The following is a 25,953-nucleotide window of genomic DNA, read 5'->3' on the forward strand; positions in this document are numbered from 1 at the left end:
GGGACTGATCCGGTGACCGGGCGGGTTGGGCGTTCGCGCGGGCTGGCGGTCGGGCGGCGCGGATTCGGGACCCGGCGCGGTCTGGGTGGCGTGACGGATTGAGGACTGGCGGAAACCGTGTCGTTCCGCAGTGAACGGGTCCCGTTCTCGAGCGTGTACCGCGTGTGTTTCCCAGTCTGGTAAGGCGTTCTGCATCGATCAGGCAATGGCGCGGTCTAGTGCGGACCCGCCGGACGTCCCAACTAGGGTGAGGGCCATTCGGCACATCGTGGTGTCGCTTCGTGGTGTTGGAGTGGAGAGTTGCCTGACATGAGCTCGACGGGAGTTTCGTCCCGGTCCGGGGAGACCACCGGTGCCGAGGGCGACGGCACCCCGCGAAGGTCGGCCAGTCCCGAACAGATCCGGGACGAGCTGATCGACGCCGCCGCGGCGTACGCGCCGGAGATCGGCGACCTGATTCGCTTGTACTACCGGCACATTCCGGCCGAGGAGATCCTCGGCGACGATCCGGTGGACCTGGTGGGCGCGGTGCGGTCGCATCAGCAACTCGCCCAGCACCGGATGCCGGGCCGCCCGGCGGTCCGGTTGCTCAACCCGACCACCGCCGAGGACGGCTGGACCCGCGAGGCGACCGTCGTGCAGGTGGTCACCGACGACATGCCGTACCTGGTCGATTCGGTAGCCGCGGAGTTCGCCCGGGACGGCGTGCAGGTTCAGCGGATCGTGCACCCCATCGTCGTGGTGCGCCGGGATCTGACCGGGGAGCTGCTGGAGATCCACCCGACCGCGGACGCCGCCAATCCGCCGACCGGCTCGGCCGCCGAGTCGTGGATGTACGTCGAGATCGACCTGGTCACCGACCCGAACCGGGCCCGTGAACTGGACAACCGGCTGACCTCCGTGCTGGGAGATGTGCGCGAGGTCGTCGAGGACACCGAGAAGATGGCCGAGATGGCGCGCAGCCTGGCGGCGGGCCTGGATTCCGCGCCGCCGCCGTTGCCGGCCGAGGAGATCTCCGAGGGCGCGGACCTGTTGCGCTGGCTCGCCGAGGGGCACTTCACCTTCCTCGGTTACCGCTGCTACGAACTCGTCGAGCACCCGGAGCCGGACACCGATCAGCCCGCGCTGCGGGCGGTGCTGGCCTCCGGTCTCGGGGTGCTGCGCCAGGACAGCCTGGCCGCGCGCGGGCTCACCGCCGGGCCGGACAGCGCGGCTACCGCGCTCGCGCCGACGCTGCTGGTGCTCACCCAGGCCAGCGCGCCCTCGACCGTGCACCGGCCGGTTTACCCTTACTACGTCGGCGTGAAGACCTTCGACGAGCAGGGCGCGGTCAGCGGCGAGCACCGGTTCCTCGGCATGTTCACCACCACCGCCCTGCACGAGGACGTCCTGGACATCCCGGTCGTCCGCGGCCGGGTGCGCGAGGTGATCCACCGGGCCGGGTTCCCGATGGAGTCCTTCTCCGGCCAGCGCATGCTGGAGGTGCTGCAGAACTGGCCGCGTGCCGACCTGTTCTCCGCGGACAGCGATTCGCTCTACCAGACCACGACCGGCGTGATCAGCCTGTCCGACCGGCGGCGGCTGCGGCTGTTCCTGCGCCGCGATCCGTACGGCCGGTTCTACTCCTGCCTGGTGTTCCTGCCGCGCGACCGCTACACCACCCGCTCGCGGCTGGCCATGCAGGAGGTCCTCCTCGAAGAGTTGGAGGGCACGCACCTGGAGTACAGCACCCGGGTCGGCGAGACCACGCTCGCCCAGGTCCACTTCACCGTGCACACCGATCCGGCGAGCCGGATCGAACCGGACACGCTGCACATCCAGGAGCGGCTGAACGCGGCCGTGCGCACCTGGGACGACCTGATCGTGGAAGCCCTGCTGAACGAGCGGCGGGAGCGGGCCGGGGAGCGCGGGGTCTCCATCGGCGCGCTCGGTGAGGAGTCGGCGACCGAACAGGGGCAGCGGTACGCCGCGATCTTCCCCGAGGCGTACAAGGAGGACTTCTCCGCCGAGGTGGCGCTGGCGGACCTGCGCCAGCTCGAGGCGCTCACCGACGAGAACGACCTGAGCATGTCGTTCTACCTGCCGCCGGACGCCGAGGCGGGGGAGCGGCGGTTCAAGCTCTACCTCCTCGGCGAGGGGGTGACCCTGTCCAAGGTGCTGCCCGTGCTGCAGCGGATGGGGGTCGAGGTCGTCGACGAGCGGCCGTACGAACTGCGGCGCGAGGACGGCACCCGGTCCTGGATCTACGACTTCGGCCTGCGCATCGAGCAGCGGGTGCTGGACGGGATCACCGAGCGCGAGCAGGCCGACCTGCAGGAACGCTTCCAGGACGCCTTCGCGGCCTCCTGGAAGGGCGACTGCGAGGTCGACGGGTTCAACTCGCTGGTGCTCTGCGCCGGGCTGACCTGGCGGCAGGCGGCGGTGTTGCGGGCGTATGCCCGGTACCTGCGGCAGGCGGGCAGCCCGTACTCGCAGGAGTACATCGAGAAGACCGTGCTCGCGCACACCCACATCGCCACCGCGCTGGTGCGGCTGTTCGAGAACCGGTTCGCGCTGGAGCGGGCCGGGACGCAGCGGGAAGCGCAGGCCGACGCGCAGGTCAGCGAGCTGAGCACGATGATCGACGAGGTCACCAGCCTGGACTCCGACCGGATCCTGCGCCGGTTGATGTCGGTCATCCTGGCGACGCTGCGGACGAACTACTACGTCACCGACGCCGACGGGAATCCGCGCCCGTACCTGGCGATCAAGCTGGATCCGCAGGGTGTGCCGGACCTGCCCGAGCCGCGGCCGCGGTTCGAGATCTTCGTCTGCTCACCCCGGGTGGAAGGGGTGCACCTGCGGTTCGGCGCGGTCGCCCGGGGCGGGCTGCGCTGGTCGGACCGGCGTGAGGACTTCCGCACCGAGATCCTCGGCCTGGTCAAGGCGCAGGCGGTGAAGAACGCGGTCATCGTGCCGGTCGGCGCGAAGGGCGGGTTCGTGGTCAAGCGCCCACCGGCGCCGACCGGGGACGCGGGGCTGGACCGCGACGCCCAGACCAACGAGGGCATCGCCTGCTACCGCATGTTCATCTCCGGCCTGCTCGACCTCACCGACAACCTGGTCGAGGGCAAGACCGTTCCCGCGCCGGACGTGGTGCGCCACGACGGCGACGACAGCTACCTGGTGGTGGCCGCGGACAAGGGAACCGCGAAGTTCTCCGACATCGCCAACGAGGTGTCCGCGAGCTACCGGTTCTGGCTGGGCGACGCGTTCGCGTCCGGTGGTTCGGTGGGCTACGACCACAAGGCGATGGGCATCACCGCCCGCGGTGCGTGGGAGAGCGTCAAACGGCACTTCCGCGAGCTCGGCGTGGACACCCAGTCCCAGGAGTTCACCGTTGTCGGGATCGGCGACATGGCCGGGGACGTGTTCGGCAACGGCATGCTGCTGTCCGAGCACATCAAGCTGGTGGCCGCCTTCAACCACATGCACATCTTCCTGGACCCGAACCCGGACGCGGCGGCTTCGTTCGCCGAGCGCCGCCGGCTGTTCGACCTGCCGCGGTCGTCCTGGGACGACTACGACCGTTCGCTGATCAGCGAGGGCGGCGGGATCTACCCGCGCAGCGCGAAGAACATCCCGATCACCCCGCAGGTGCGCGACGTGCTCGGCCTCGACGAGAGCGTCACCAAACTCGCCCCGGCCGACCTCATGCGCGCCATCCTGCTCGCCCCGGTCGACCTGCTGTGGAACGGCGGGATCGGCACCTACGTCAAGGCGGAGAACGAAAGCCACGCCGACGCCGGGGACAAGGCCAACGACGCGGTCCGGGTCAACGGCAAGGACCTGCGGGTGCAGGTGGTCGGCGAAGGCGGCAACCTCGGGCTGACCCAGCTCGGCCGGATCGAGTTCGCCCGCAACGGCGGCAAGATCAACACCGACGCGCTGGACAACTCGGCCGGGGTGGACTGCTCCGACCACGAAGTGAACATCAAGATCCTGCTCGACCACCTGGTCGGCACCGGCGAGCTGGAACGCGAGCAGCGCAACGCACTGCTCGAGGAGATGACCGACGAGGTCGCCGAACTCGTCCTGGCCGACAACTACCAGCAGAACACCGTCCTGGGCATCAGCCGTGCGCACGCGGGGCCGATGGTGTCGGTGCACGAGCGCCAGGTGGACGCCCTGGAAGCCAAGGGCGTGCTCGACCGGCATCTCGAGGGCCTGCCGAACAAGGCCGCGTTCCGCGAACTGGAGAAGGCCGGCGCGGGGCTCACCTCGCCGGAACTGGCCACCCTGCTCGCGCACGTCAAACTCGACCTCAAGGACGAGCTCGTCGCCAGCGAGCTGCCGGACGCCGAGGTGTTCGCCCGGCGGCTGCCGGACTACTTCCCCCGGCCGCTGCGCGCCCGCTTCGGCGACAAGATCGGCGAGCATCCGCTGCACCGGCAGATCATCACCACCCTGGTGGTCAACGAGGTGGTCGACGGCGCCGGGATCTCCTACGCCTACCGGCTCGCCGAGGAGATGAACGCGACCGCCACCGACGCGGTGCGCGCGTACGCCGTGGTCACCAGCGTGTTCGACCTGCCCGCCCTCTGGTCGGCGATCGAGGGCCTGGACAACCTCGTCTCCACCGAGGTCCAGGACGAGATGATGCTGGAGACCCGCCGGCTGCTCGACCGCGCGGCCCGGTGGTTCCTGACCAACCGGCCGCAACCGCTCGCCGTGGGGGCCGAGATCAACCGCTTCGGTGCGGTCGTCGGGGAACTGGCTCCCCGGGTGGCCGAGCTGCAACGCGGCCGGGAAGCCGAAGCGGTGCAGGAGAAACGGGAACGCCTGGTGGAGAAGGGCGTGCCGGAGGAACTCGCCGGCCGGATCGCGGTGCTGCTGCACACCTACGGCCTGCTGGACGTCACCGAGGGCGCCGAACTGGCCGAGCAGGCGGCCGCCGCGGTGGACACCGAGCACAGCCCCCTGGAGACGGCCGAGCTGTACTACGCGTTGTCCGATCATCTCGGGGTGGACAAGATGCTCACCTCGGTCAGCGCGTTGCAGCGGGGCAACCGCTGGCACGCCCTGGCCCGGCTCGCGCTGCGGGACGACATCTACTCGTCGCTGCGGGCGATCATGCTGGACGCCCTGCGGCACAGCGATCCCGGCGACAGCGCGGACGAGAAGATCGACAAGTGGGAGCAGGTGAACGCGTCGAAGCTCGCCCGGGCCCGGGTCGCGCTCGACGAGATCAACCGGTCCGGCCGGCTCGACCTCGCCACGCTCTCCGTCGCGGCGCGGCAGATCCGCAGCACGGTGAGGTAGGCAGGTGCACGTTGCGATGGTCCGGCCGCGATGGTCGGACATGGACGCGTTCGGGCACGTCAACCACGCCAGCATGGTCACCCTGCTGGAAGAGGCGCGCGTGCCCCTGCTGTTCGACGGCGCCCGGCGCGCCGGGCTCACCGAGCTGCCCAAGGGCATCGTGGTGGTCCGGCTCGCCGTCCGCTACCACGCCCCGGTGATCGTCGGCGACGGCGAGCTCCGGATCGAGATGTCCTTGTCCGAACTCAGGTTCTCCTCGTTCACCGTCGACTACAAGGTCCATAGTGGACCGTCCGAATCGGACAAGGTCGCGGTCACCGCGGAGACCGTGCTGGCTCCGTATGATGTGGGCAGGGGAGGCCCGCGTCGGCTGAGCGACGCCGAGCGGGACTTCCTCGCCGAAGCCCTGAGCGATGGGGGATCGCCGTGACCGAGCTGTACATCCCCGGCGCCGACGACCGGGAGACCCTGGGCGCGTTCGTCGCCCGCGCGGTGCGGCTGGACGGCCAGGCGGTCGTGCGGTTGCGCAACCGCGGCGACGAGGTGGTCGAGGCCTGGGTCGCGACCCCGTTCGACGTGCTGGCCACCCGGGCGGTGACCGGTCAGATCACGCCCGGGGACGTGACGGTGTCCGGTAACGAACTGCTGGCGGCGCTCACCGTCACCCCGGGCGAGCGGATGGATCCCGGGCCGCCGCGCGATCTGATGTGGCATTCCGAACTGCCCGCCCCCGGCCGATGGCAGACGGTCGACGATCTGCCCGCGACCGTGGTGGCGCAGCTCGCCGAGCAGGGGGTCGCCGTCGCCCGGGACAACACCGGTCCGCACGGCACCCCGCCCGCCTCGCTGATGGACCAGGCCGTGCTGACGGTCAGCGGGGACAGCCTGGAGGTCAAGGTCCAGCTCCGGTGCCTGTTCGCCCTGTCCGGGATGGGGTTTGTCGACTCGTCGATCGAAGACGACGTCGTGCGGGTGACCGCGACCGATTCGTGGCTGCGGCTGGACGCCCGTTACGGCGCGGTCCTGCGGCGGAGGCACGCACTGCTGCCGCTGCTGTTCTGAGTTCTTACCGGGTGCTTACGGCCGCCGATCGGGTGGATCGGCGGCCGGGCGGGTGTCATCGTAGGGATCATGACCGAACAGCGCGGGCCGAAGGCCGATCCCACGGCGGACTGGCTGGCCGAAATCCGCCCGGAAGAGACCCCGTGGCGCACCGAACGGCCCGCGACGGCGGAACCGGCGCCCGATCATCCTGACCACCCGGTGAAGTGGGCGCGGACCAGGAAGGCCGCCCGGATCGCCGGGCAGGCCGCGCCGTACGTGCAGACCGCCGCGCTCGCGGGCTGGGTGGCCACCGAGATCTTCGACGACGACGTTCCCGATCCGGGCTTCGACGCGAGCACCGGGATGGACGGCGGCGCTTGACGGTCAACTGCGGGAATGTGCGCTACAGATTCGCGAGCATGCCCCGCAGTCGCTCGATTTCGGCGGTCTGGGTGGTGATCACTTCCTGCGCCATCTGCTGGGCCCGGACTTCGACCCCGCCGGAGAGTTCCTGCTCGGCCATGGTGAGCGCGCCCTGGTGGTGGGTGATCATCAGTTCCAGGAACTTCCGGTCGAACTCCCGGCCGCCGGCGGCGCGCAGTTCGTCGAGCTGAGCTGGGGTCGCCATCCCGGGCATCAGCCCGTGCTCGGCACCGCCGTGCCCGGCGTGGCCCTCCGCCGGAACCGGTTTGCCGTGGTCGCCGAGCCAGCCGTGCATCATCGCGATCTCGGCGCCCTGCGCCGCGGCGATCCGGTCCGCGATCCCGCGTACCCGGTCGTCCTGCGATTTGGCGGCGACCAGATCGGTCATCGTGATCGCCTGCCGGTGGTGCGGGATCATCATGGTCACGTAGTTCACGTCGATCCCGTTCGGCACGGCGGCCTGCCGGTGCTCCCCGGCGCGTTCCGGCGGGACGACCGTTCCCGGATCGCCGGGTTTGCCGGGCAGGACCACCGGGGCGGACGCCGGGGGAGGCGGGGGCGCGGCGGCCTCGCCCGAACAACCGGTGAGCGCGGCCACCACCAGGAGCACGGCCGGGAGCGACTTCATCGGGCCAGCGAACCCGGCGGATCGGGGAAGTGTCAACAACCCGCCACACGAGACCCGCCGTTCGTCGCTACTCCGGCGACGGGTAAAGACGAGATAATCCCCGGGCAAACCCTCGCCGAGAGGAGTCCGCGCCATGCGGTACACCCGGGGATTACGCCGTTCCGCCCAGGTCCTGGGGGCCGCCGCGGCCGCGGTCGGCCTCGTCGCGTCCGTCGCCGTCGCCGCGCCCGGGGAGTCCGGCGGCATCCCCGGCGTCGACCAGATCGTGCACAGCCCGAACGTGCGCCAGGTGGCGAACATCCCGAAGCAGGACCCGTTCACCACGCCGAACTCGTACGGCACCGACATCGCGTTCACCCGGGGCCACGCGATCGTGGGCAACTACGACGGCTTCGTGATCTACGACGTCCGGATCCCGTTCCGGCCGAAGATCGTCAGCCAGGTGCTCTGCCCCGGCGGGCAGAACGACGTCTCGGTGTCCGGCAACCTGCTGTTCCTGTCCACCGACTACGCCCGCAACAACGACACCTGCAGCAGCGTCCCGCAACCGGCCGCCAACCCGGATTCGTGGGAGGGCATCAAGGTCTTCGACATCAGCGACCTCGCCAAGCCGAAGTACGTCGCCGCGGTGCGGACCGACTGCGGTTCGCACACCCACACCCTGGTGCCCGAACGCGACGGGAAGACGGTTTACCTCTACGTCTCCTCCTACGCCCCGGCCGCCGAGCTGCCGCACTGCCAGCCGCCGCACGACCGGATCTCCATCGTGAAGGTTCCCGTCGACCAGCCGGCGCAGGCCGCGGTGGTGGGCACGCCGGTGCTGTTCCCGGACGGCGGGAACGCCGGCGGGACGAACCCGGACGGCACCCGGCGCTCGGCGACCACCGGCTGCCACGACCTCACCGCGTACCCGGAGAAGAACCTGATGGCGGGCGCGTGCATGGGCGACGGCGTGCTGATCGACCTCGCCGACCGGCTCAACCCGCGGGTGATCGAACGGGTGCAGGACAACGTCAACTTCGCCTTCTGGCATTCGGCGACCTTCAACAACGAGGGCACCAAGGTCGTGTTCACCGACGAGCTCGGCGGCGGTGGCGCCGCGACCTGCAACGAGAAGATCGGCCCGAACCGCGGTGCCGACGGCATCTACGACATCACCCGGGACCGGAAGCTGGAGTTCCGCTCCTACTTCAAGATCCCGCGGCACCAGGCGGACACCGAGAACTGCGTGGCGCACAACGGTTCCCTGGTGCCGGTGCGCGGTCGCGACATCATGGTGCAGGCCTGGTACCAGGGCGGCGTTTCGGTCTGGGACTTCACCGATTCCGCGCATCCCAAGGAAATCGCCTACTGGGAACGCGGACCGCTGTCGGACACGCAGCTGGTCACCGGCGGCGCCTGGTCGGCCTACTACTACAACGGGTTCATCTACTCGTCCGATATCCAGAAAGGCCTGGACGTGCTGGATCTCTACGACTGGCGCACACTCCCGGCGAAACTGGTCCGCTACGACGAGTTCAACGCGCAGACCCAGCCCCGCTACGGCCGCTGGTAACCGCCGGACAACTAGACAAGCCACGCCGCCGCGTCCGGCGGCAGCCTGCCCTCGACCAGTTCCGTGCTGGTGAGCAGCACTTCGCCCGGGGGCAGCGCCACCGGGGACGCCGAGGTGTTCAGCACGCACACCAGCCCGCCCGGCGCCCGGCGGAACGCGAAGCAGCCCGCCGGCGCGCCGTACCACTCGATCTCGCCGCCGTCGAAGGCCGGATGGTCGCGGCGCAGTTCCAACGCGTGCCGGTAGAGCGAGAGCGTGGACCCGGTGTCCTCGAGCTGAGCCTCCACGGTCAGCGCCGCCCAGTCCTCCGGCATCGGTAGCCAGGTCGCCGCGTTGGTGGAGAACGCGAACGGCGGTTCGCCGCCCTCCCAAGGGATCGGCACGCGGGCGACATCGCGGGAATGCGCGGCCCCGCTGGTTCGCGCGCGCGGATCGGCCATCGCCTCGGGCGGCAGTTCCACGTTGCCCAGCCCGAGTTCTTCGCCGTTGTACAGGTAGACCACGCCGGGCAGCGCGAGTTCGACGAGCGCCATCGCGCGTGCCCGCAGCACGCCCTGCGCGCCGCCGCCGTACCGGCTCACCTGGCGCCACACGTCGTGGTTGGACAGCGTCCAGGTCGAGGGCTGCGCGTTGGCCAGCGAGCGCTCGATCGTGCCGCGCATCGCGTCCGCGTCGAAGTGGGTGAGCACGAGCCGGAAGTTGAAGGCCAGGTGCAGCTCGTCCGGGCGCAGGTAGCGGGCCAGCCGCTCCTCGTCGGGCACCCAGACCTCGCCGACCGCCATCGTGCCCGGGTACTCGTCGAGCACCTTGCGGATCCGCTGGTGGATCTCGTGCACGCCGTCGTTGTCGAAGCGCGGGTCGAAATAGGAGGACATGCCCGAGGGGTCCGCACGCGGGTCCATATCGGGCAGGCCCGGAGGTTTGGCCATCCCGTGCGCCACGTCGATCCGGAAGCCGTCCACCCCGCGGTTCAGCCAGAACCGCAACGTCCGCTCCAGATCGGCGTGCACCTCCGGATTGGCGAAGTTGAGATCCGGTTGCTCGGGAGCGAACAGGTGCAGGTACCACTGACCGTCCGGGACCCGGGTCCAGGCCGGTCCGCCGAACGCGCTGACCCAGTTGTTGGGCGGGTGTTCCCCGGACGGGCCCCGGCCGTCGCGGAACACGTACCGCTCCCGTTCGGGACTGCCGGGGCGTGCGGCCAGGGCGGCCCGGAACCAGGCGTGCTCGCTGCTGGTGTGGTTGGGCACCACGTCGATGGTGACCTTGATGCCGCGTGCGTGCGCTTCGGCGACCAGCGCGTCGAACGCGGCCAGGTCGCCGAAAAGCGGGTCGACGTCCCGCGGGTCCGCGACGTCGTAGCCGTGGTCCGCCATGGGGGAGCGGAAGAACGGGGTCAGCCAGAGCGCGTCCACGCCGAGCAGTTCCAGGTAGCCCAGGCGGCTGCGCACGCCCTCCAGGTCACCGATCCCGTCGCCGTCCGAATCCGCGAAGGACCGCACGTAGATCTGATAGAAAACCGCGTCCTGCCACCAAAGGGAGCCGTTCGCTCCCTCGCCTCTGCCGTCGACCGATCTGCGCACGATGCGCAATCCTGCCAGTTCGATCACGGCCCGATGAAGGCCGCCTTACAGCCAGCTGTTCATCATGCTGTGCGCGGCCATTTCCAGGTAGTTCCAGAGCTGCTGCCGGTACGGTTCGGCGAGTTCGGCCTCGTCCACCGCGACCCGCATCGCGCGCAGCCACGCGTCCCGCTCGAGGGGACCGATCTTGAACGGCGCGTGCCGCATCCGCAGGCGCGGATGACCGCGCCGGTCGGAGTAGGTGTGCGGACCGCCCCAGTACTGCATGAGGAACAGCCGCAACCGCTCCTCGGCGGGGCCGAGATCGGCTTCCGGGTAGAGCGGGCGCAGGATCTCGTCCTCGGCGACCTCGGCGTAGAACCGCGCCACGATCTTGCGGAACGTCGGTTCGCCGCCCACCGCGTCGTAGAAACTCTGCGGATCCGCCGCTTCGCTGCTCACTTCTGCCACCGCTCCATCCTCGCTCATTCGCCCGCGGGCCTCCCACCGGCCGACGGACCGGTGAAGAACCGGCCCAGCGGCGGCTCGAACCCGGCGTCCTCCAGGGCGGCGATGATGCGCGCCCGCAGCGCCCGCTGCACGGCCCACTGCTTCCCGGGCCGAACCTTCACCGTCAGCCTGAGCTTGATGCCCTCCGGTGTGACACTTTCCACACCGAGAACCTCCGGCGGCTCCATCACATCGGTGGACAGCGGCTCGCTCGTGGTCGCCGCGTTCGCGGTCTCGGCGAGCACCTCGGTCGCCCGGTCCACGTCGGCGGAGTAGGGCAGCGGCACGTCGACCACGGCGACCGCGAAGCCCTGGCTCGAGTTGCCGACCCGCAGCACCTCGCCGTTGCGCACGTACCAGACGGTGCCGTTGAGGTCCCGCAGCGTGGTGATCCGCAGGCCGACGGCCTCGACGGTGCCGGTCGCCTCGCCGATGTCGACCACGTCGCCGACGCCGTACTGGTCCTCGACCATCATGAACATGCCGGACAGGAAGTCCTTGACCAGGTTCTGCGCGCCGAATCCGAGCGCGACCCCGACGATCCCGGCCGACGCGATGATCGGACCGAGGTTGATCCCCAGTTCGCTGAGGATCTGGAGAAGCGCGAACCCGTAGACGACGAACGTGGTCACCGACTTGAGCACCGAGCCGATGGTCTTCGCGCGCTGCCGGCGGCGTTCGACCACCATCGGCCCGAGCATCTCGGGCGCGCGTTCGCGCAACGGGCGCAGCAGCGCGGGGAGTTTCCCGCGGCCGTTGTTCTCCGGAATCGTGGTGAGACGGTCGATCAGCCTGCGGACCAGGAAGCGGATCAGGAACGCGACGACCACGATGAGCAGGATCTTCAGCGGCTTGGCCACGATCCACCCGGCCGAGGCGGAAAGCCACTCGTTGTGGCTCCAGCCGTACACCCAGTTACACCAGGTCCCCGGCTGGTCGACGCACTGGGGCCTCTCGCTGAGCAACCGAATCACCTCGGAGCGTGTTCCCTTCTCATCTCATGTTCACCCGGCTTAACGGGGATGTTGAACCGTCGTCATCGGACACGTCATCTAACACACGTGCACTTTTGGGGGGATCTGTGGTCGACTATGCCTGCACCGGTGGAGGTGGTCGAGTGCCAGACCGACAACCGATCTCCTTCGGCGCCCCGGGCCGTTCCGCGGCCGGGCAGGCGCCGGAGGTCGTCCTGTGTGCCTATCCGGGTGGTGGTGCCCAGCCGACTGGGCCCCAGCCGAGTGGGCCTCCCTCACGTGGTGGCCGGACGGCTCGTCCGCACGGCCAGCGTAGAGGGCGGGACCCCGGGGGAGGTTCGTCGGGACCGCAGTGGGGGCGGCGCCGGGTGCTGCTGCTCAACGCGACGTTCGAACCGCTGACCGCGCTGCCGCTGCGGCGCGCGGTCGTGCTCGTCGTCTGCGGCAAGGCCGAGGTCGTGCACGGCGATCCGGCGGGGGTGAGCCTGCACGCCGCCAGCGTGGCGGTACCCGTGCCGTCGGTGATCAGGCTGAGCACGTACGTGCGGGTGCCCTATCGCGCGAAGGTGCCGTTGACGCGGGCCGGGCTGATGCACCGGGACCACTACCGGTGCGCTTACTGCGGCGGCCGGGCGGAAACGATAGATCACGTGATCCCGCGCAGCCGCGGTGGCCCCCACGCCTGGGAGAACTGCGTCGCGTGCTGCGCGAAGTGCAACCACCGCAAGGCCGACCGGCTGCTGTCCGAGCTGGGCTGGCGCCTCCGGGTGGTGCCCCGGGCGCCGCACGGTCCGCATTGGCGGCTGCTCGCGCACTCGGGCGACGCGGATCCGCTGTGGCGACCGTACCTCGGCGCCCCAGCCGCTTGAGTTGGCTGGGGCTCGCCGACGGTCGTCTTTTGGCGTGCGCCGAGTTCTACGCGGCCAGCGCGTAGTCGGCCTGTGCCGTCACGCGGGTCCCGCGCGTGACGCGGGTGCCCCGGGTGACGCGCGTGCCGCAGGTGACGCGGGTACCGGCGGTCACGCGGGTACCCCGCGTGACGCGCGTGCCCCGAGTGACCCGGGTGCCGCAGGTGACTCGCGTGCCGGCGGTGACCCTCGTGCCACGGGTGACCCGAGTACCCCGGGTAACCCTCGTGCCGCGGGTGACGCGGGTACCGGCCGTGACGCGGGTGCCCGCGGTGACCCGGGTGCCGCGGGTGACTCGTGTACCCCGGGTGACGCGGGTGCCGGCGGTGACGCGCGTGCCGGGCTCCACGACGGCGTCGATCAGTGACGAGATGGTCTCGATGCTCGCCTGGGCGGGGGTGGGGGCAGTGCGCATGACATGGCCTCCTGTGACCGGTGCGTGACCTATCGGGGTTGGGGAGCGGGGCACAAGGCCCGTACAGGTGAAAAAGCTACGAGGATTTCACGCCGCGAACAAGACAACAGCGCTGGGTGCGGCCGCATGTACGTTGAGTTGCAACCTTTCGCGCGGACCCCTTCGGCCCATCGCCCGACGCAGGTCGCGGCAGTCGGAGGACTGGGACGGTCGTACGACGAACGGTCCATGGGACGCCCGTGCCGATCGCGCAATGATCACCGAATGTGGTGAGGCGCGTTGCGCGTGGCGTTCGGGCCATCCGATACGCTGCGCGCGTGAACATCGTCGAGACGATCCTGGTCTTCGCGCTGATCCCGCTGGCCATCTACGGAGTGGTCAGCCTGATCACGCTGCGGTCGAAGTTCGCCGGAGCGCCCAGGTACCGGCCGGGTCAGCCGTGGGAGCACCCGCCGGTGTGGTGGAGCGGCAATCCGGAAGGCATCGGCGACCGGCACGCCGAATCCGGCGACGGCGCGGACGCGCCGGTCCAGGTAGCGGGAGGTGCTCGTGGCAGCTGGTGAACTGGTCCAGCAAGGCGGCGCGACCGCCGAGGAGTTGGAGCCCGGGGTCGCGATTACGGCGTCCGGCAGGCGCTCGGCCGCCAAGATGTACGAACCGGCTGCGCCATCCGGCCCATTCAGCACCACCCAGCTCGCGCGGATCGACGAGGCGCTGACCCTGGCCAGCCGGGAGAGCGGGCTCGACTTCACAGTGTACGTCGGCGAACTCGGCGAGGACTCGCGCGCGGCGGCCGAGAAGCTGCACGCCTCCATCCCCAACGGGAACAACGCGGTGCTGATCGCCGTCTCCCCGGGTGAGCGCGTGGTCGAGGTGGTGACCGGCGCGGAGGCCTTCCAGCGCGTGCCCGACCGCGGCGCGAAACTGGCCGTGATGAGCATGGTGGCTTCCTTCAAGGAAGGCGACCTGATCGGCGGCCTGGTGAGCGGCCTCCGGATGCTCACCGACCAGGCGGGCCCACCCCCCAAGCACTGACGCCCGAACCTCGGGTCCCTGTCATGAGGGGACCCCTCCAGACAAATTCCGTCTGGAGGGGTCCCCTCATGACATTCCGGGTCAGGACGCTTGCTCGTCGAATTCGCGGGCGGCGAGGGCGCGGATGATGCCCGCGCGGCCCTCGGACACCAGGCGGCGCAGGGCCGCCGGACGGTCCCCGGCCAGCCACGCGTCCGCGGCGTCCACAGTGGACTGATCCACCGCCCACGCGGGGAACAGGCCGACCACGGTCGGCTGCGCGCGCTCGCTGGAGCGCCGCTGCCACACCTCGTCGATCACCTCGAAGTACGTCTTCACGTACCCGCGCAGCAGGTGCTTCTGCCCGGGGTGCGAGAAGCCCGCGATGAGCGCGTTGCTCGTCGCGTTGGGCAGCTCGTCGTCGTGGACCGCGCGTTGCCACGCGTCCGCCTTGGCTTCCTCGGTGGGACGCAGCGCCCGGGCGGTCTCGGCGTGCCGCCGCCCGGCGGCGGTGTCGTCCCGGGCCACCTCCGCGTCGATCTCCGCGTCCGCGGCCTTCCCGTGCGCCACCAGCGCGCTGAGCAGCCGCCAGCGCAGATCGGCGTCCACGGTGAGCCCGTCCAGCGGCGCGGAACCGTCCAGCCACCCGGCCAGCACGGTCACCGTGTCGTCGTCCAGCACCGAACCGGCCAGGGCGTTGACGAAGGCCAGCTGGTGGTCCGAACCCGGCTCGGCGCCGCGGGCCAGTTCCAGCAGGCGCGCGGTGAACGACGGCCAGCCGTGCTGGGTCGCCCACGCCCGCTCGGCGTAGGAGTTCAGCGCGGTCTGCGCCTGCAGCAGCAGCCGCTGCACCACGCCCACCTCGGTCTCGGCCTGGATCCCGTGCGACACGATCGCGACGAAGTCCCGGGCCTTGAGCTCGGCCTCGCGGGTCATCTCCCAGGCGGCCGACCAGCACAGCGTGCGCGGCAGCGGCTCGGTGATGTCCGCGATCCGGTCGACCAACGTGGTGAGCGAACCGGTGTCCAGCCGCATGGTGCAGTAGGTCAGGTCGTCGTCGTTGACCAGGACCAGCTTCCCGGCGGACACGCCGACCAGATCGGGCACCTCGGTCCGCTCGCCGGACACGTCGAGTTCGACCCGCTTGACCCGCACGAGCTTGCCGTTCGTGTCGTCGTCGTAGATGCCGACCGCGATCCGGTGCGTGCGCAGCTCGCCCGCACCCGGTTTCGCCCCGGTCTGCACGACCGCGAACGAGGTGAACTTCCCGGCGCCGTCGACCTCGAAGCGCGGCCGCAGCGAGTTGAGCCCGGTGGTCTCCAGCCATTCGGCGCTCCACCACGACAGATCCCGCCCGGACGCCTCCTCCAGTGCGCCGAGCAGATCGGCCAGGGTCGCGTTGCCCCACGCGTGCCGCCGGAAGTACAGCCGCAGCCCGGCCAGGAAGTTGTCCAGGCCGACATAGGCGACCAGCTGCTTGAGCACGCTGGCGCCCTTGGCGTAAGTGATGCCGTCGAAGTTCACCTCGACCGCTTGCAGATCCACGATGTCCGCGGCGATCGGGTGCGTGGAGGGCAGTTGGTCCTGCCGGTAGGCCCAGGACTTCTCGATGTTCGCGAAGCTGGTCCACGCGTGCTTGTACTCGGTGGCCTCGGCCTGCGCGAGCACGCTGGCGAAGGTCGCGAACGACTCGTTCAGCCACAGGTCGTCCCACCAGCGCATGGTGACCAGATCGCCGAACCACATGTGCGCCATCTCGTGCAGCAGCGTCTCGGCGCGCCGCTCGTAGGCGTAGCGGGTGACCCGGCTGCGGAACACGTAGTCCTCGAGGAAGGTCACCGCGCCGGCGTTCTCCATCGCGCCCGCGTTGAACTCCGGCACGAACAGCTGGTCGTACTTGCTGAACGGGTACGGCGTGCCGAACTGCTGGTGGTAGAACGCGAAACCCTGTTTGGTCTCGGTGAACAGCCGTTCGGAGTCCATGTGCTCGGCGAGCGACGCGCGGCAGTAGATGCCCAGCGGAATGGTGCGGTGCTCGTCGGTGTACTTGTCCTGCCACTCCGCGTACGGCCCGGCGATCAGCGCGACCAGGTAGGTCGAGATCCGCTCGGAGACCGCGAAGACCGTCTTCGTGGCGCCTTCCGGGGTTTCCTCGGTCGACTCGATGAGCGCGTTGGACACGATCTTCCAGTCGCTCGGCGCGGTCACGGTGAGCCGGTAGGTCGATTTGAGGTCCGGCTGGTCGAAGCAGGCGAACATCCGCTTGGCGTCCGCGGTCTCGAACTGGGTGTAGAGGTAGACGGCGTCGTCGACCGGGTCCACGAAGCGGTGCAGGCCCTCGCCGGTGTTCATGTAGCGGCAGGCGGCGTGCACGACGAGTTCGTTGTTCGCGGCCAGGCCGGGCAGGGTGATGCCGTCGTCTTCGCGGTACCCGCTGACGTCGAGCGGCGCGCCGTTGAGGGTCGCGGAATGCACCTCGGCGGCGACGAGGTCAACCCAAGACCGCTCACCCGTGCTCGTGAACCGGATGGTGGTCTTCGAGTCGAACGTCTTCTCACCGGGCCGACCGTTACCGTCGGTGAGATCGAGGGCGATGTCGTAGGACTCGACTTCCAGCAGGCCGGCGCGCTGCTTGGCTTGGTCGCGGGTCAGATTAGGGGCGGGCACGGGCACCTCGTGGTTAGCGCTAGCGGTTGTCGTTTCGTTTACTTCCTGCATCCAATCATGAGCGGCCGGGTACGGGTGAGGGGGAACAAGCGCCGCGTCCCCGCTGTTGGCCGTGATGACGCCGGTTCGCCGGAGCGAACCATGCCCACTGACCAGGGAGTAACCGATGACCGAAGCCCAGCAGGCCGATCAGCCGATCAAAGTCGACTTCTACTTCGACCCGGTCTGCCCGTTCGCGTGGATCACCTCGCGGTGGATCCTCGAGGTGGAGAAGCACCGCAACCTCGATCTGAACTTCCGGGTGATGAGCCTGGCCATCCTCAACGACGGCCGCGAGGATCTGCCCGAGGAGTACCGGGAACTCCTGAAGACCGCCTGGGGACCGGTCCGGGTGGCGATCGCGCTCGCGCAGGAGAAGGGCGAGCAGGTGCTGCGCGACTACTACACGGAGTTCGGCATCCGCCACCACAACCAGGGCAACCAGGACCGCGCCGCGGTGACGCGGGAAGCCCTGGCGGCGATCGGCGCCCCCGCCGAACTGGCCGAGGCGGCGAACTCCACCGAGTACGACGAAGCCCTGCACAAGAGCCACCACGAGGGCATGGACCCGGTCGGGATGGACGTCGGCACGCCGACCCTGCACATCGACGGCGTCGCGTTCTTCGGTCCGGTGCTCAGCTCGATCCCGCGCGGCGAGGAGGCCGTGAAGATGTTCGACGGCGCCCGGCTGCTGGCGAGCTACCCGGACTTCTTCGAGCTCAAGCGCACCCGCACCGGCGACCTCAAGTTCGACTGAAGCCTGCGGCACCGGCCAGCGCCGACCGGGTGACCGGTTCGGGCAGCGGTGAGCGGGCGAGCGCCTCCTGCGGGGACAGCTCGCCCGCCGCCACTCCCGCGCGCAGCGCGGCCAGTTCGCCGAGCACTCGCCGTTGCCGATCCAGGAAACCGGGACCGGCCGGATCGCCGTGACCGGGCACGACCACCCGCGGCCGCAGCGCACGGATCCCGTCCAGCGCGGCGGGCCAGCTCTCCAGCACGGTGTCCCGGCCGAAGGACTCTTCGGTGTAGGTGTCCTCCGGGCCGCGCTCGAGCAGGTCACCGGCGAAGACCACGGCCACGTCCGGCACGTGCACCACGAGATCGTGCCCGGTGTGTCCCGGGCCGAAGTGCGCGAGCCGGACCCGCCGGCCGCCCAGGGACAGTTCGGCTTCCCGGGCGACCAGCCGCTGCGGGAACACGAGTTCGGTGGCCGCGATGGCGTCGGCGATTTCCGGCTTGCCCTCGTCGCGGTACCGGCGGGCCCAGGCCGCCCGGGACGCGGCGCCCTCGGCGACGAGCGTGGCGCGGCAGCCTTCCTGGGCCCACACCTCGCACGGGCCGAACGCGGAAGTGCCGAAGGCGTGATCGAAATGCGCGTGCGTGATCGCGACCGCCCACGGCAGCGGGGTCAGCTCGCGCACCGCGGCCGCGAGTTCGGCGCCCTGCACGGCGTCGCCCCGGGTGTCGATCACCAGGCAGCGCTGCTCGCCGACCACCAGCCCGACCGTCAGATCCAGTTCCGCGTACCGGCGCACCCACACACCGTCCGCGACCTCCTGCCAGTCCGCGAGCGGCGTCGTCATGGCTTCACCCTAGGACGCCGTCGATCAGCAGCGGGGCGACGGGGGAGACGTTCACCGCGCGGGCGAGTTCGACGTCCCCGGCATGCCCCGCCGCGGCGAGTTCCCGGCCCGAAGCGCATTCGGTGAGCGCGCGCACCGGATCGCTCGCCCGGTAGGCGGTCGCCGCGAGGGCGGCCTCGGCGGACGGTTCGCCCGCACCGGCGGCGAGCAGGGCGTCGACGACGGCGCCCGCCCCGAGCTGATCCTCGACGCAGGGCCGCAACGCACCCCCGTCGCCGTGGTCGCCGAGGACGTCCACGCCCCACCGCTCGCCCGCCGGGATCGTCGCCACCGACGACGGCCGGAGTGTCCACTGTGTCCGGTCGGCGAGCACCGCTCCGGCTCGTTCGGCGGCCTCCACGGCCCGGGAATCCCGCCACCGCAACGGAAGCACCCGGCCACCGCGGCCGAGAACCACGTCGACCGTGGTGCCGAACGACAGCACGTCGACGACGACCAGCACACCGCATTCGGCGCCGAGCGCGGCGCCCCCCTCCGGGCACCACTCGAGACGCACGTCACTGCCGGGCTGACCGAATACGCGTCGCATACCCCGCAGCATGCCCGGCCGCGGCCGGGATGGCAGAATCCCGCGGCGTGCGTGTCTACCTTGGTGCCGACCATGCCGGCTTCGAACTGAAAAACCACCTGGTGGCCCACCTGCGCGAGCAGGGACACGAGGTCACCGACGTCGGTCCGCGGGTCTACGACGCGGCCGACGACTACCCCGCGTTCTGCATCGAGACCGCCCGCCGCGTGGTGGCCGACGAGGGCAGCCTGGGCATCGTGATCGGCGGTTCGGGCAACGGCGAGCAGATCGCGGCGAACAAGGTGGCCGGCGCCCGGGCCGGGCTCGCCTGGAACCCGGAGATCGCGCGGCTGACCCGCGAGCACAACCACGCCCAGCTCATCGGCGTCGGCGCGCGGATGCACACCACCGAAGAGGCCACCGAGATCGTCGAGGCGTTCCTCGCCACCCCGCCCTCGCCGGACGAGCGGCACGGGCGCCGGGTGCGGCAGTTGCTCGACTACGAGCGCACCGGGACCCCGCCGCCGCTGCCCGATGCCTGAGGGCCACACCCTGCACCGGCTCGCCCGGTTGCACAAACGCCGTTACGCCGGGGCGCCGGTCGAGGTGTCCAGCCCGCAGGGCCGCTTCGCCACTGAGGCGTCCACTGTGGACGGCAAGGTGTTCGAAGGCGCCGAGGCGTACGGAAAGCACCTGTTCCACCACTTCGGTCCACAGGGGACGGTGCACGTCCACCTCGGGCTGTACGGCACGTTCACCGAGTCGAAACTGCCGGCCACCCCGCCGCAGGGGCAGGTGCGAATGCGGCTGGTCGGCCGGACGCATTGGACCGATCTGCGCGGGCCGACCCGGTGCGAGCTGCTCACCGAGGAGCAGGTCGACGCGATCAAGGCCCGGCTGGGTCCCGATCCGCTGCGCCGCGACGCGCGACCCGAACGCGCCTGGGCCCGGATCTCCTCGTCCCGCACGTCCGTGGCCGCCCTGCTGATGGACCAGTCGGTGCTGGCCGGGGTGGGCAACGTCTACCGCGCGGAGGTGCTGTTCCGGCACGGGGTCGCCCCGACGCTGCCCGGGAAGGCCCTGGATGCCGTGCTGTGGAAGGAAATCTGGGACGATCTGGTGGCGCTCATGCGCGACGGCGTGCGCACCGGCCGCATCGACACGGTCGCCGACGAACACCTGCCCGAGGTGACCGGCCGGGCGCCGCGGGTGGACCGGCACGGCGGCGAGGTCTACGTCTACCGGCGCGCCGGTCAGCCGTGCCTGGTCTGCGGGACACCGGTCGCGCACGCGGAACTGGCAGGCCGGAACCTCTACTGGTGCCCGACCTGCCAGCCCGCCTAGAACTCAGAACCCGCCGAAGTCCGCACTGCCGCCGAAGTCGCCGCCACCGAGGTCTCCGCCCCAGTCGCCACCGCCCATGTCCGCGGCGCCGTCCGCGCCACCCATGTCGTTCATGGCGTCCTGCTGACCGGCGTCGAACCCGGATTCCCAGGCCGCCGCGCTGGCGATCCCGCTCATCCCGGAGAACATCGCGCTGAACAGCAGCATCGAGCCCAGGCCCCAGGCACCGGCCACGAGCGCGGGCTTCCACCACGGCTCGCTGTACCAGCCCTGCGGCACCGGCCGCCCGGCGACGCGTCCGCCCGGGTAGTAGTGCGGCGTGTTCTCGCCCGGTTCGGGCGAGGCTTCGTACGCCTGGCCTTCGACCTCGACCCGGCGGTGCTCGGTGACCTTCCCGGCACGCGCCCGCTCGGCGTCCTCGGGCAGGGCGGGGCCGGGGTCCATGCCCATCGCCTCGCGCGCGGCACGCACGTAGTACAGGCCCTCGAGGGCGGTTTCCTTGACCAGTCGCGCCTGTTCGGCGGTCTGCGCCTGTTCCATCTGGGAACCCGCGGCGTTGTACCGCTCGGACGCGTCGGCCATCGCCTGCTGGGAGGCGGTGTTGGTGCCGGTCAGGTTCAGCACCTGACCGCCGAGCCGTTCGACGAGTCGGCGGGCGTCGGCCTTGGCGTCTTCCAGTTCACGTTGCTTGGCGCTCGCGCGCGATCGTGCGAGGTACAGGCCGCCGCCGACGATGACGACGAGGAGCACGATCAGGAAGATCGCGGTGCCCATGGGTCACTCCCGGTTGTATTGGTCTCTTGAACCGGACAACGCGGACCTTACGTCGTCGGTTCCCGGGAGTGACCGGGCACATCGTCAGCTCACCAGGCTCGGCCCACGGTGTACGCGTCGGTCCAGATCTTCTGCAGCCGCACGACGTCACCGCTTTCCGGCGCCGCCCACATCTGGTTGTCGTCGGCGAAGATGCCCACGTGGTACACACGGCCACCGTTCGCGAAGAACACCAGGTCGCCGGGCTGCATGTCGCCCTTGGCGATGTTCGTCAGCGCGACGCGCTGGTTGGCCGAGGTCCGCGGCAGTTCGATACCGAACTGGCGGTGCACGAACTGGGTGAGCCCGGAGCAGTCGAAGCTGTTCGGCCCGGTGGCGCCCCAGACGTAGGGCTTACCGGCCTGCGCGGCGGCCGCGTCCACGATTCGCCGGCCCATCGGCTGCTGCGACTGGACGTTCACGGTTGGTGAGATCGCCGGGTCGTTGATCCGGTCGCCGGAGTAGTGCAGCCGCCAGTCGCCGCTGACCGTGATGGTCGCGGGGACCGCGGCGACGCCCTCGGCGTTCGTGGTGCCGCTGGCGGCCACCGACCACGGCTGGTCGGGGCCGCCGCGCCATTCCAGGTCGACCTGCTTGCCGGCGACCGGGCGGTCGCCGAAGCGGGTGAGCTTTCCGGTGAAGGTCAGGCCGCTGCCCCAGCTGACGGGGGAGGGGGCGGCGTCCAGGGTCTGCTCGGTGCGGACCACCGCCGAGGCGGTGCCGGCGGAGCCGAGGAGCGCGCCGGCGCTGGCCGCGCAGACCAGGGTCGCCGAAGTGATCCGGCGCAGGTTCACCGCTCGGGGGCGCGATGACGAAGGCACGAGTGTCCTCCAGGAACAATTGTCGGGGGATTGATCACGAAACGGTAAACACATGATTGGCGGAAAAGGGAAACACCGAATTCGTTGATCTCGTGACGTGCGTGACACCGGATATGGCCGCCACTGACACGATTTCCCAGCTCGACACCCGCACGCGCGGACTCGTCGGCTGCCTGCCGCGTTGCGCGTGCGTGGCCTGAATCACGCGCACGCCGTGGTTCCGGTCACGCCGGACAGCGGCCGCGGAGCGCGCGCCCGAGTAGCTCGTCGCGATCAAATCAGCTGCGGGTGATCGCGATTCCCGCCAAGATCAACGGTCATGGAACCAGCAGTCGTCCTCATCACCGGGATCTCCGCCGCCGGAAAGTCCACAGTGGCCCAGCGTCTCGCCGAGTCGATTCCGGATTCGGTGCACATCCGCGGCGATCTGTTCCGGAAGATGATCGTGCGCGGCCGCCACGAGATGGGTATGCCGCCCACGCCGGAGGCCGTGGCCCAGCTCCGCCTGCGTTACCGCCTCGCCGCCGCGACCGCGGACGGGTACTTCCGGGCGGGATTCACCGCGGTGCTGCAGGACGTGGTGCTCGGGGAGTACCTGACCGAAATGATCGAGCTGATCGACGCCCGGCCGCTGCTGGTGGTCGCGCTCGTGCCGAGCCCGGACGCGGTGGCGGCCCGGGAGCGCGGGCGGAACAAGACCGCCTACGGCGACGACGGGTACGGGCTCGCGGAACTCGACGCGGAACTGCGCGAGCGGACCCCGAAGCTCGGCCTCTGGCTGGACACCTCGGCGCAGACCGTGGACGAAACTGTCGCCGAGATCCTGGCCCGAGCCTGGACCGAAGGCCGCGTCGACTAGCTGGCAGTCGTCCCCTCGGTTCCCTTGCGGGTTCGTACGCCGGGCGTGTTTGCCCCACCGGGAGGTTTGCGGTACAAAGTCAGTGAACTTTGAAACGCAAACCTCAGGAGTGTGGAGTGGTCAGGATGGCGGAGCAAACCGAGGGCGCCGAGTCCCCGATGTCGGCGCGGGAGTCGCTGGACCTCATCGACCGCGAGAACCGGGCGGTGAGCAGGAATCTGGGTGGCGGCGGGGTGGCCCTGGGAGTGATGTGGGCGCTGCTGTGGTTCGCGATCTTCGTTTCCTTCCACCTCGCCGGGAAGGGCTGGCCGGGGCCGTGGTTCCCGCTCTGGGTGCCGATGGTGGTGCTGGCGGTCGCGGTGGTCGGCGGGGTGGCCGTGTCGATCGTGGTGGGGGCCCGCAGCGGGCGCGGGCTGCGCGGGCCGAGCCGGGTCAGCGGTGCGCTGTACGGCTGGTCCTGGACGTTGAGCTACTTCGCGATGGTCGCGGTGAACCTGATCGTCCAGCGGCAGTTGCCCGAAGACGTGATCCCGATGTTGTGGGCGGGCACCATGATGGTCCTCGCCGGTGCGCTGTCGCTGGCCGGTGGCGCGATGTTCCGGGACATCCCGATGTACTTCCTCGGGGTGTGGCTCCTGCTGGCCGGTGTCGGCGCGGTCCTGGTCGGCCCGGACTACCAGTCGCTGGTGATGGGGTTCGGCGGGCTGGTCGGCTTCGGTGGCCGGGCGGTGTTCTGCCTGCGCGCGCACCGGAAGGTGGCGGTATGAGTTCCGAACTCGATCCGGTCATCCACGCGCAGGCCCGGCTGCGGGTGACGGTCGCGCTGGCCGCGTTGCCGGACGGGGATTCGATGTCCTTTCCCCGGTTGCGGCAGTTGCTCGACATGACCGCGGGCAACCTGTCCACGCATCTGCGGAAGCTGGAGGACGCCGGCTACGTGGAGATCACCAAGACGCACGAGCGGCGGACCCCGGTGACCTACGTGGCCCTGACCCGGCGCGGCCGGGTCGCGTTCGAGGACTACACGACGACCCTGCGTGCCCTGCTCGCGGGTAGTCAAGAGAACTAGAACACGTTATAGTCCTGTCGTATGAAGTTCACGCTCTCGGTCGCGCTGACCCCGCTCGACCAGCTCGCCGAACTCGCGATTACCGCCGAGCAGCACGGATTCTCCTCGGTGGCCCTGCCGGATTCGCTGTTCTATTCGGAGACGGTGTCCGCGGACTACCCGTACACCCCGGACGGAAACAGGTTCTGGAACGCGGAGACGCCGTGGGTCGATCCGCTCATCGCCGCCGCCTCGATGGGCGCGGTCACCCGGGAGATCCGGTTCTACACCTCGGTGCTCAAACTCGGTTCGCGCAATCCGGTCCTGCTGGCCCGTCAGGTCGGTTCGGTGGCGAATCTGACCGGGAACCGGTTCGGGCTGGGGCTCGGCGTCGGCTGGTCACCGGAGGAGTTCGAGTGGTGCGGCGCGCCGTACGCGAACCGCGGCAAGCGGGTCGACGAGGCGATCGACGTGCTGCGGCTGATCCTCGGCGGCGGGATGGTCGAGTACCACGGACGGTTCTTCGATTTCGACAAACTGCAGATGAGCCCGGCGCCGAGCGAACGCGTGCCGTTCTACGTCGGCGGGCACACCGAGGTCGCCCTGCGGCGCGCGGCCCGGATCGGTGACGGGTGGGCGTCGGCGATGATGAAATACGACGATCTGCGCGAAACGATCGAGCGCCTGCGTGCGTTGCGGGCGGAGTACGGCCGGTCGGACGAACCGTTCGAATACCAGGCGGTGTGCATCGACCGGTTCGGCCTCGACGGCTACCGGGCGCAGGCCGAGATCGGCGTCACCGACGTGATCACCGTGCCCTGGGTGTTCGACGGGCTCGGTTTCGACGCGGACATCGAGGCGAAGAAGGACTCGATCAAGAAATTCGCCGACGAGATCATCTCGAAGTTCTGACGATTCTCCAGGAGGAGCGCGTGGCCATCGACGTGTGCTGGGATCCCGAGACCGACCAGCCGCCCGCCCGGGTCGCCGCCTGGCGATCGATGAACGCGGTGACCCGCGGCGACAAGGAGGAATGGCTGGCGCTGTTCGCCCCGGACGGGGTGGTCGAGGATCCGGTGGGGCCGTCGGGTTTCGATCCCGAAGGCAAGGGCCACCACGGCCGGGACGGCATCTCGGCGTTCTGGGACAAGGCGATCGCCCAGGTGGAACGGTTCGAGTTCACCATCCGCGATTCGCATGCCGCCGGCGACGAGGTGGCCAACGTCGGCACGATCACCACGTTCCTGCCCGGGAACTACCGGGTCGACACCGACGGCGTGTTCGTCTACCGGGTCAACGAGGCGGGCCTGATCCAGTCGATGCGCGCGTTCTGGGAGGTCGAACGGGCGATGGCCACCGCGCGCCAGGTGGCCGAGGGCTGAGAAGATGGCGCGGTGACGACCGCGCAGGACGTGTTTCGCCGGATGATGCGGGATCGGGTGGCCCCCGCGTTGCGGGAACTGGGGTTCCAGGGGTCCGGCCAGGCGTTCACCCTGCCCGCGCCCGATCATTTCGTGATCCTCGGTTTTCAGAAGTCGGCGAACAGCGACCGGTCCGAGGTGAGCTTCACGATCAACGTCAGCGCGGTTTCGAAGGCCGCCTGGCGGCGGATGTGCGACGAGCGGACCTACCTGCCGGAAACGCCCAGCCCGAACACGTACTACTGCGACGACGCCTGGCAACAGCGCATCGGCGCCCTGATGCCCCGAAGCGATCGCGAGCCGTGGTGGACCGTCCGTGCCGGTGAATCGGCGGAATCGGTCGCCGACGAGGTGCTCAACGTGGTCCGGGACTACGCGGTCCCCGCGATCGAAGATCAACTCGGTCCCTACTAGATTCCGCTCCACCATCCCGGCGGTTCTTTCGGTGAACCGCTG

27 protein-coding genes are annotated in these 25,953 nt (G+C 70.0%); 17 read left to right on the forward strand and 10 right to left on the reverse strand.

Features of this window, described 5'->3' with window-relative positions; all coding sequences use genetic code 11:
* The first annotated feature begins 309 nt into the window (after positions 1 to 309).
* From FXO23_RS03235 to FXO23_RS03250, 4 genes are all read left to right on the forward strand, one after another.
* Positions 310 to 5,301: an NAD-glutamate dehydrogenase gene (locus tag FXO23_RS03235; RefSeq protein ID WP_158880562.1), complete on the forward strand. Its 4,992-nt coding sequence runs from the start codon at positions 310 to 312 to the stop codon at positions 5,299 to 5,301.
* 16 nt (positions 5,302 to 5,317) lie between these two features.
* The gene (locus FXO23_RS03240) at positions 5,318 to 5,731 is read left to right on the forward strand and encodes an acyl-CoA thioesterase (RefSeq protein ID WP_179956672.1); all 414 of its coding nucleotides are present in this window, start codon (positions 5,318 to 5,320) and stop codon (positions 5,729 to 5,731) included.
* Positions 5,728 to 6,363 (forward strand): DUF8010 domain-containing protein, encoded by a 636-nt coding sequence (locus FXO23_RS03245; protein ID WP_158880566.1) that lies wholly within the window; start codon positions 5,728 to 5,730, stop codon positions 6,361 to 6,363. Before FXO23_RS03240 ends, FXO23_RS03245 begins: the two co-directional genes overlap by 4 nt.
* Before the next feature lie 69 nt (positions 6,364 to 6,432).
* On the forward strand, positions 6,433 to 6,726 hold the full coding sequence (locus FXO23_RS03250) for a hypothetical protein (RefSeq protein WP_158880568.1): 294 nt from the start codon (positions 6,433 to 6,435) through the stop codon (positions 6,724 to 6,726).
* A 22-nt stretch (positions 6,727 to 6,748) separates the two neighbouring features.
* Here FXO23_RS03250 and FXO23_RS03255 read toward each other — a convergent pair whose 3' ends face one another.
* Positions 6,749 to 7,396, reverse strand: coding sequence for a DUF305 domain-containing protein (locus FXO23_RS03255; RefSeq protein ID WP_158880570.1), 648 nt, complete (start codon positions 7,394 to 7,396; stop codon positions 6,749 to 6,751).
* A 133-nt stretch (positions 7,397 to 7,529) separates the two neighbouring features.
* On the opposite strand from FXO23_RS03255, the gene FXO23_RS03260 reads away from it, so the two are divergent.
* On the forward strand, positions 7,530 to 8,951 hold the full coding sequence (locus FXO23_RS03260) for an LVIVD repeat-containing protein (RefSeq protein ID WP_158880572.1): 1,422 nt from the start codon (positions 7,530 to 7,532) through the stop codon (positions 8,949 to 8,951).
* An 11-nt stretch (positions 8,952 to 8,962) separates the two neighbouring features.
* Here the strand turns inward: FXO23_RS03260 and FXO23_RS03265 are convergent, their stop codons facing one another.
* Genes FXO23_RS03265 through FXO23_RS03275 form a run of 3 tightly spaced genes read right to left on the reverse strand, consistent with a single transcriptional unit; the run spans position 8,963 to position 11,997 of the window.
* Positions 8,963 to 10,534 (reverse strand): glycoside hydrolase family 13 protein, encoded by a 1,572-nt coding sequence (locus FXO23_RS03265; RefSeq protein WP_158880892.1) that lies wholly within the window; start codon positions 10,532 to 10,534, stop codon positions 8,963 to 8,965.
* 45 nt (positions 10,535 to 10,579) lie between these two features.
* Positions 10,580 to 11,002 (reverse strand): globin, encoded by a 423-nt coding sequence (locus FXO23_RS03270; RefSeq protein ID WP_158880574.1) that lies wholly within the window; start codon positions 11,000 to 11,002, stop codon positions 10,580 to 10,582.
* Positions 10,999 to 11,997 (reverse strand): mechanosensitive ion channel family protein, encoded by a 999-nt coding sequence (locus FXO23_RS03275; protein WP_158880576.1) that lies wholly within the window; start codon positions 11,995 to 11,997, stop codon positions 10,999 to 11,001. Before FXO23_RS03275 ends, FXO23_RS03270 begins: the two co-directional genes overlap by 4 nt.
* Before the next feature lie 368 nt (positions 11,998 to 12,365).
* Between FXO23_RS03275 and FXO23_RS03280 the strand changes: the two genes are divergently transcribed.
* The gene (locus FXO23_RS03280; protein WP_158880578.1) at positions 12,366 to 12,866 is read left to right on the forward strand and encodes an HNH endonuclease; all 501 of its coding nucleotides are present in this window, start codon (positions 12,366 to 12,368) and stop codon (positions 12,864 to 12,866) included.
* A 46-nt stretch (positions 12,867 to 12,912) separates the two neighbouring features.
* On the opposite strand, the gene FXO23_RS03285 is transcribed toward FXO23_RS03280, so the two are convergent.
* Positions 12,913 to 13,320 carry a hypothetical protein gene (locus FXO23_RS03285; RefSeq protein ID WP_158880579.1) on the reverse strand — a complete coding sequence of 136 codons (408 nt, stop codon included), beginning with the start codon at positions 13,318 to 13,320 and terminating at the stop codon, positions 12,913 to 12,915.
* Positions 13,321 to 13,637: 317 nt separating this feature from the next.
* On the opposite strand from FXO23_RS03285, the gene ctaJ reads away from it, so the two are divergent.
* Both ctaJ and FXO23_RS03295 read left to right on the forward strand, forming a co-directional pair.
* On the forward strand, positions 13,638 to 13,883 hold the full coding sequence (gene ctaJ, locus FXO23_RS03290) for an aa3-type cytochrome oxidase subunit CtaJ (RefSeq protein ID WP_158880581.1): 246 nt from the start codon (positions 13,638 to 13,640) through the stop codon (positions 13,881 to 13,883).
* A complete protein-coding gene (locus FXO23_RS03295; protein ID WP_158880583.1) occupies positions 13,870 to 14,355 on the forward strand; it encodes a DUF5130 family protein in 486 nt (161 codons plus the stop codon). The genes ctaJ and FXO23_RS03295 overlap by 14 nt, the downstream gene beginning before the upstream one ends.
* Positions 14,356 to 14,436: 81 nt before the next feature.
* Here the strand turns inward: FXO23_RS03295 and pepN are convergent, their stop codons facing one another.
* A complete protein-coding gene (gene pepN / locus FXO23_RS03300; protein WP_158880585.1) occupies positions 14,437 to 17,001 on the reverse strand; it encodes an aminopeptidase N in 2,565 nt (854 codons plus the stop codon).
* 166 nt (positions 17,002 to 17,167) lie between these two features.
* Here pepN and FXO23_RS03305 point away from each other — a divergent pair, with 166 nt between their 5' ends.
* On the forward strand, positions 17,168 to 17,797 hold the full coding sequence (locus tag FXO23_RS03305; RefSeq protein WP_158880587.1) for a mycothiol-dependent nitroreductase Rv2466c family protein: 630 nt from the start codon (positions 17,168 to 17,170) through the stop codon (positions 17,795 to 17,797).
* Here the strand turns inward: FXO23_RS03305 and FXO23_RS03310 are convergent.
* Together FXO23_RS03310 and FXO23_RS03315 are read right to left on the reverse strand one after the other, a co-directional pair.
* Complete coding sequence (locus tag FXO23_RS03310; protein ID WP_158880589.1) at positions 17,784 to 18,623, reverse strand: MBL fold metallo-hydrolase; 840 nt, start codon at positions 18,621 to 18,623, stop codon at positions 17,784 to 17,786. The two genes, FXO23_RS03305 and FXO23_RS03310, sit on opposite strands and share 14 nt — an antisense overlap.
* Before the next feature lie 4 nt (positions 18,624 to 18,627).
* A complete protein-coding gene (locus tag FXO23_RS03315) occupies positions 18,628 to 19,212 on the reverse strand; it encodes a 2-phosphosulfolactate phosphatase (RefSeq protein WP_246256861.1) in 585 nt (194 codons plus the stop codon).
* 47 nt (positions 19,213 to 19,259) lie between these two features.
* Between FXO23_RS03315 and FXO23_RS03320 the strand changes: the two genes are divergently transcribed.
* Both FXO23_RS03320 and FXO23_RS03325 read left to right on the forward strand, forming a co-directional pair.
* A complete protein-coding gene (locus tag FXO23_RS03320; RefSeq protein ID WP_179956668.1) occupies positions 19,260 to 19,733 on the forward strand; it encodes a ribose-5-phosphate isomerase in 474 nt (157 codons plus the stop codon).
* Positions 19,726 to 20,535 (forward strand): Fpg/Nei family DNA glycosylase, encoded by an 810-nt coding sequence (locus FXO23_RS03325; protein WP_158880595.1) that lies wholly within the window; start codon positions 19,726 to 19,728, stop codon positions 20,533 to 20,535. Before FXO23_RS03320 ends, FXO23_RS03325 begins: the two co-directional genes overlap by 8 nt.
* 3 nt (positions 20,536 to 20,538) lie before the next feature.
* Here FXO23_RS03325 and FXO23_RS03330 read toward each other — a convergent pair whose 3' ends face one another.
* Together FXO23_RS03330 and FXO23_RS52480 are read right to left on the reverse strand one after the other, a co-directional pair.
* The gene (locus tag FXO23_RS03330; RefSeq protein ID WP_158880597.1) at positions 20,539 to 21,309 is read right to left on the reverse strand and encodes a hypothetical protein; all 771 of its coding nucleotides are present in this window, start codon (positions 21,307 to 21,309) and stop codon (positions 20,539 to 20,541) included.
* Between the two features lie 89 nt (positions 21,310 to 21,398).
* Complete coding sequence (locus tag FXO23_RS52480) at positions 21,399 to 22,169, reverse strand: C40 family peptidase (RefSeq protein ID WP_343034441.1); 771 nt, start codon at positions 22,167 to 22,169, stop codon at positions 21,399 to 21,401.
* A gap of 319 nt (positions 22,170 to 22,488) precedes the next feature.
* On the opposite strand from FXO23_RS52480, the gene FXO23_RS03340 reads away from it, so the two are divergent.
* From FXO23_RS03340 to FXO23_RS03365, 6 genes are all read left to right on the forward strand, one after another.
* Positions 22,489 to 23,028, forward strand: coding sequence for an AAA family ATPase (locus FXO23_RS03340; protein WP_158880599.1), 540 nt, complete (start codon positions 22,489 to 22,491; stop codon positions 23,026 to 23,028).
* Between the two features lie 125 nt (positions 23,029 to 23,153).
* Positions 23,154 to 23,795 carry a hypothetical protein gene (locus FXO23_RS03345; protein ID WP_158880601.1) on the forward strand — a complete coding sequence of 214 codons (642 nt, stop codon included), beginning with the start codon at positions 23,154 to 23,156 and terminating at the stop codon, positions 23,793 to 23,795.
* The gene (locus FXO23_RS03350; RefSeq protein WP_158880603.1) at positions 23,792 to 24,097 is read left to right on the forward strand and encodes a transcriptional regulator; all 306 of its coding nucleotides are present in this window, start codon (positions 23,792 to 23,794) and stop codon (positions 24,095 to 24,097) included. The genes FXO23_RS03345 and FXO23_RS03350 overlap by 4 nt, the downstream gene beginning before the upstream one ends.
* Before the next feature lie 21 nt (positions 24,098 to 24,118).
* Positions 24,119 to 24,988, forward strand: coding sequence for a TIGR03619 family F420-dependent LLM class oxidoreductase (locus tag FXO23_RS03355; protein ID WP_158880605.1), 870 nt, complete (start codon positions 24,119 to 24,121; stop codon positions 24,986 to 24,988).
* A gap of 20 nt (positions 24,989 to 25,008) precedes the next feature.
* Positions 25,009 to 25,458 (forward strand): nuclear transport factor 2 family protein, encoded by a 450-nt coding sequence (locus tag FXO23_RS03360; protein WP_179956669.1) that lies wholly within the window; start codon positions 25,009 to 25,011, stop codon positions 25,456 to 25,458.
* 12 nt (positions 25,459 to 25,470) lie between these two features.
* Positions 25,471 to 25,911, forward strand: coding sequence for a DUF4304 domain-containing protein (locus FXO23_RS03365; RefSeq protein ID WP_158880607.1), 441 nt, complete (start codon positions 25,471 to 25,473; stop codon positions 25,909 to 25,911).
* Positions 25,912 to 25,953 lie beyond the last annotated feature (42 nt).

This window comes from Amycolatopsis anabasis (assembly GCF_009765355.1).
In the GTDB taxonomy this organism is placed as follows: Bacteria; Actinomycetota; Actinomycetes; order Mycobacteriales; family Pseudonocardiaceae; genus Amycolatopsis; species Amycolatopsis anabasis.

What these genes read in the sequence shown, in the direction of transcription:
- FXO23_RS03270 (WP_158880574.1), bottom strand. Translation starts at nt 11,002, where the DNA reads ATGAGCGAGGATGGAGCGGTGGCAGAAGTGAGCAGCGAAGCGGCGGAT.
- FXO23_RS03340 (WP_158880599.1), top strand. Translation starts at nt 22,489, where the DNA reads ATGGAACCAGCAGTCGTCCTCATCACCGGGATCTCCGCCGCCGGAAAG.
- FXO23_RS03305 (WP_158880587.1), top strand. Translation starts at nt 17,168, where the DNA reads ATGACCGAAGCCCAGCAGGCCGATCAGCCGATCAAAGTCGACTTCTAC.
- FXO23_RS03255 (WP_158880570.1), bottom strand. Translation starts at nt 7,396, where the DNA reads ATGAAGTCGCTCCCGGCCGTGCTCCTGGTGGTGGCCGCGCTCACCGGT.
- FXO23_RS03330 (WP_158880597.1), bottom strand. Translation starts at nt 21,309, where the DNA reads ATGGGCACCGCGATCTTCCTGATCGTGCTCCTCGTCGTCATCGTCGGC.
- FXO23_RS03240 (WP_179956672.1), top strand. Translation starts at nt 5,318, where the DNA reads ATGGTCCGGCCGCGATGGTCGGACATGGACGCGTTCGGGCACGTCAAC.
- FXO23_RS03350 (WP_158880603.1), top strand. Translation starts at nt 23,792, where the DNA reads ATGAGTTCCGAACTCGATCCGGTCATCCACGCGCAGGCCCGGCTGCGG.
- FXO23_RS03235 (WP_158880562.1), top strand. Translation starts at nt 310, where the DNA reads ATGAGCTCGACGGGAGTTTCGTCCCGGTCCGGGGAGACCACCGGTGCC.
- FXO23_RS03315 (WP_246256861.1), bottom strand. Translation starts at nt 19,212, where the DNA reads ATGCGACGCGTATTCGGTCAGCCCGGCAGTGACGTGCGTCTCGAGTGG.
- FXO23_RS03260 (WP_158880572.1), top strand. Translation starts at nt 7,530, where the DNA reads ATGCGGTACACCCGGGGATTACGCCGTTCCGCCCAGGTCCTGGGGGCC.
- FXO23_RS03325 (WP_158880595.1), top strand. Translation starts at nt 19,726, where the DNA reads ATGCCTGAGGGCCACACCCTGCACCGGCTCGCCCGGTTGCACAAACGC.
- FXO23_RS03345 (WP_158880601.1), top strand. Translation starts at nt 23,154, where the DNA reads ATGGCGGAGCAAACCGAGGGCGCCGAGTCCCCGATGTCGGCGCGGGAG.
- FXO23_RS03310 (WP_158880589.1), bottom strand. Translation starts at nt 18,623, where the DNA reads ATGACGACGCCGCTCGCGGACTGGCAGGAGGTCGCGGACGGTGTGTGG.
- FXO23_RS03250 (WP_158880568.1), top strand. Translation starts at nt 6,433, where the DNA reads ATGACCGAACAGCGCGGGCCGAAGGCCGATCCCACGGCGGACTGGCTG.
- FXO23_RS03285 (WP_158880579.1), bottom strand. Translation starts at nt 13,320, where the DNA reads ATGCGCACTGCCCCCACCCCCGCCCAGGCGAGCATCGAGACCATCTCG.
- FXO23_RS03355 (WP_158880605.1), top strand. Translation starts at nt 24,119, where the DNA reads ATGAAGTTCACGCTCTCGGTCGCGCTGACCCCGCTCGACCAGCTCGCC.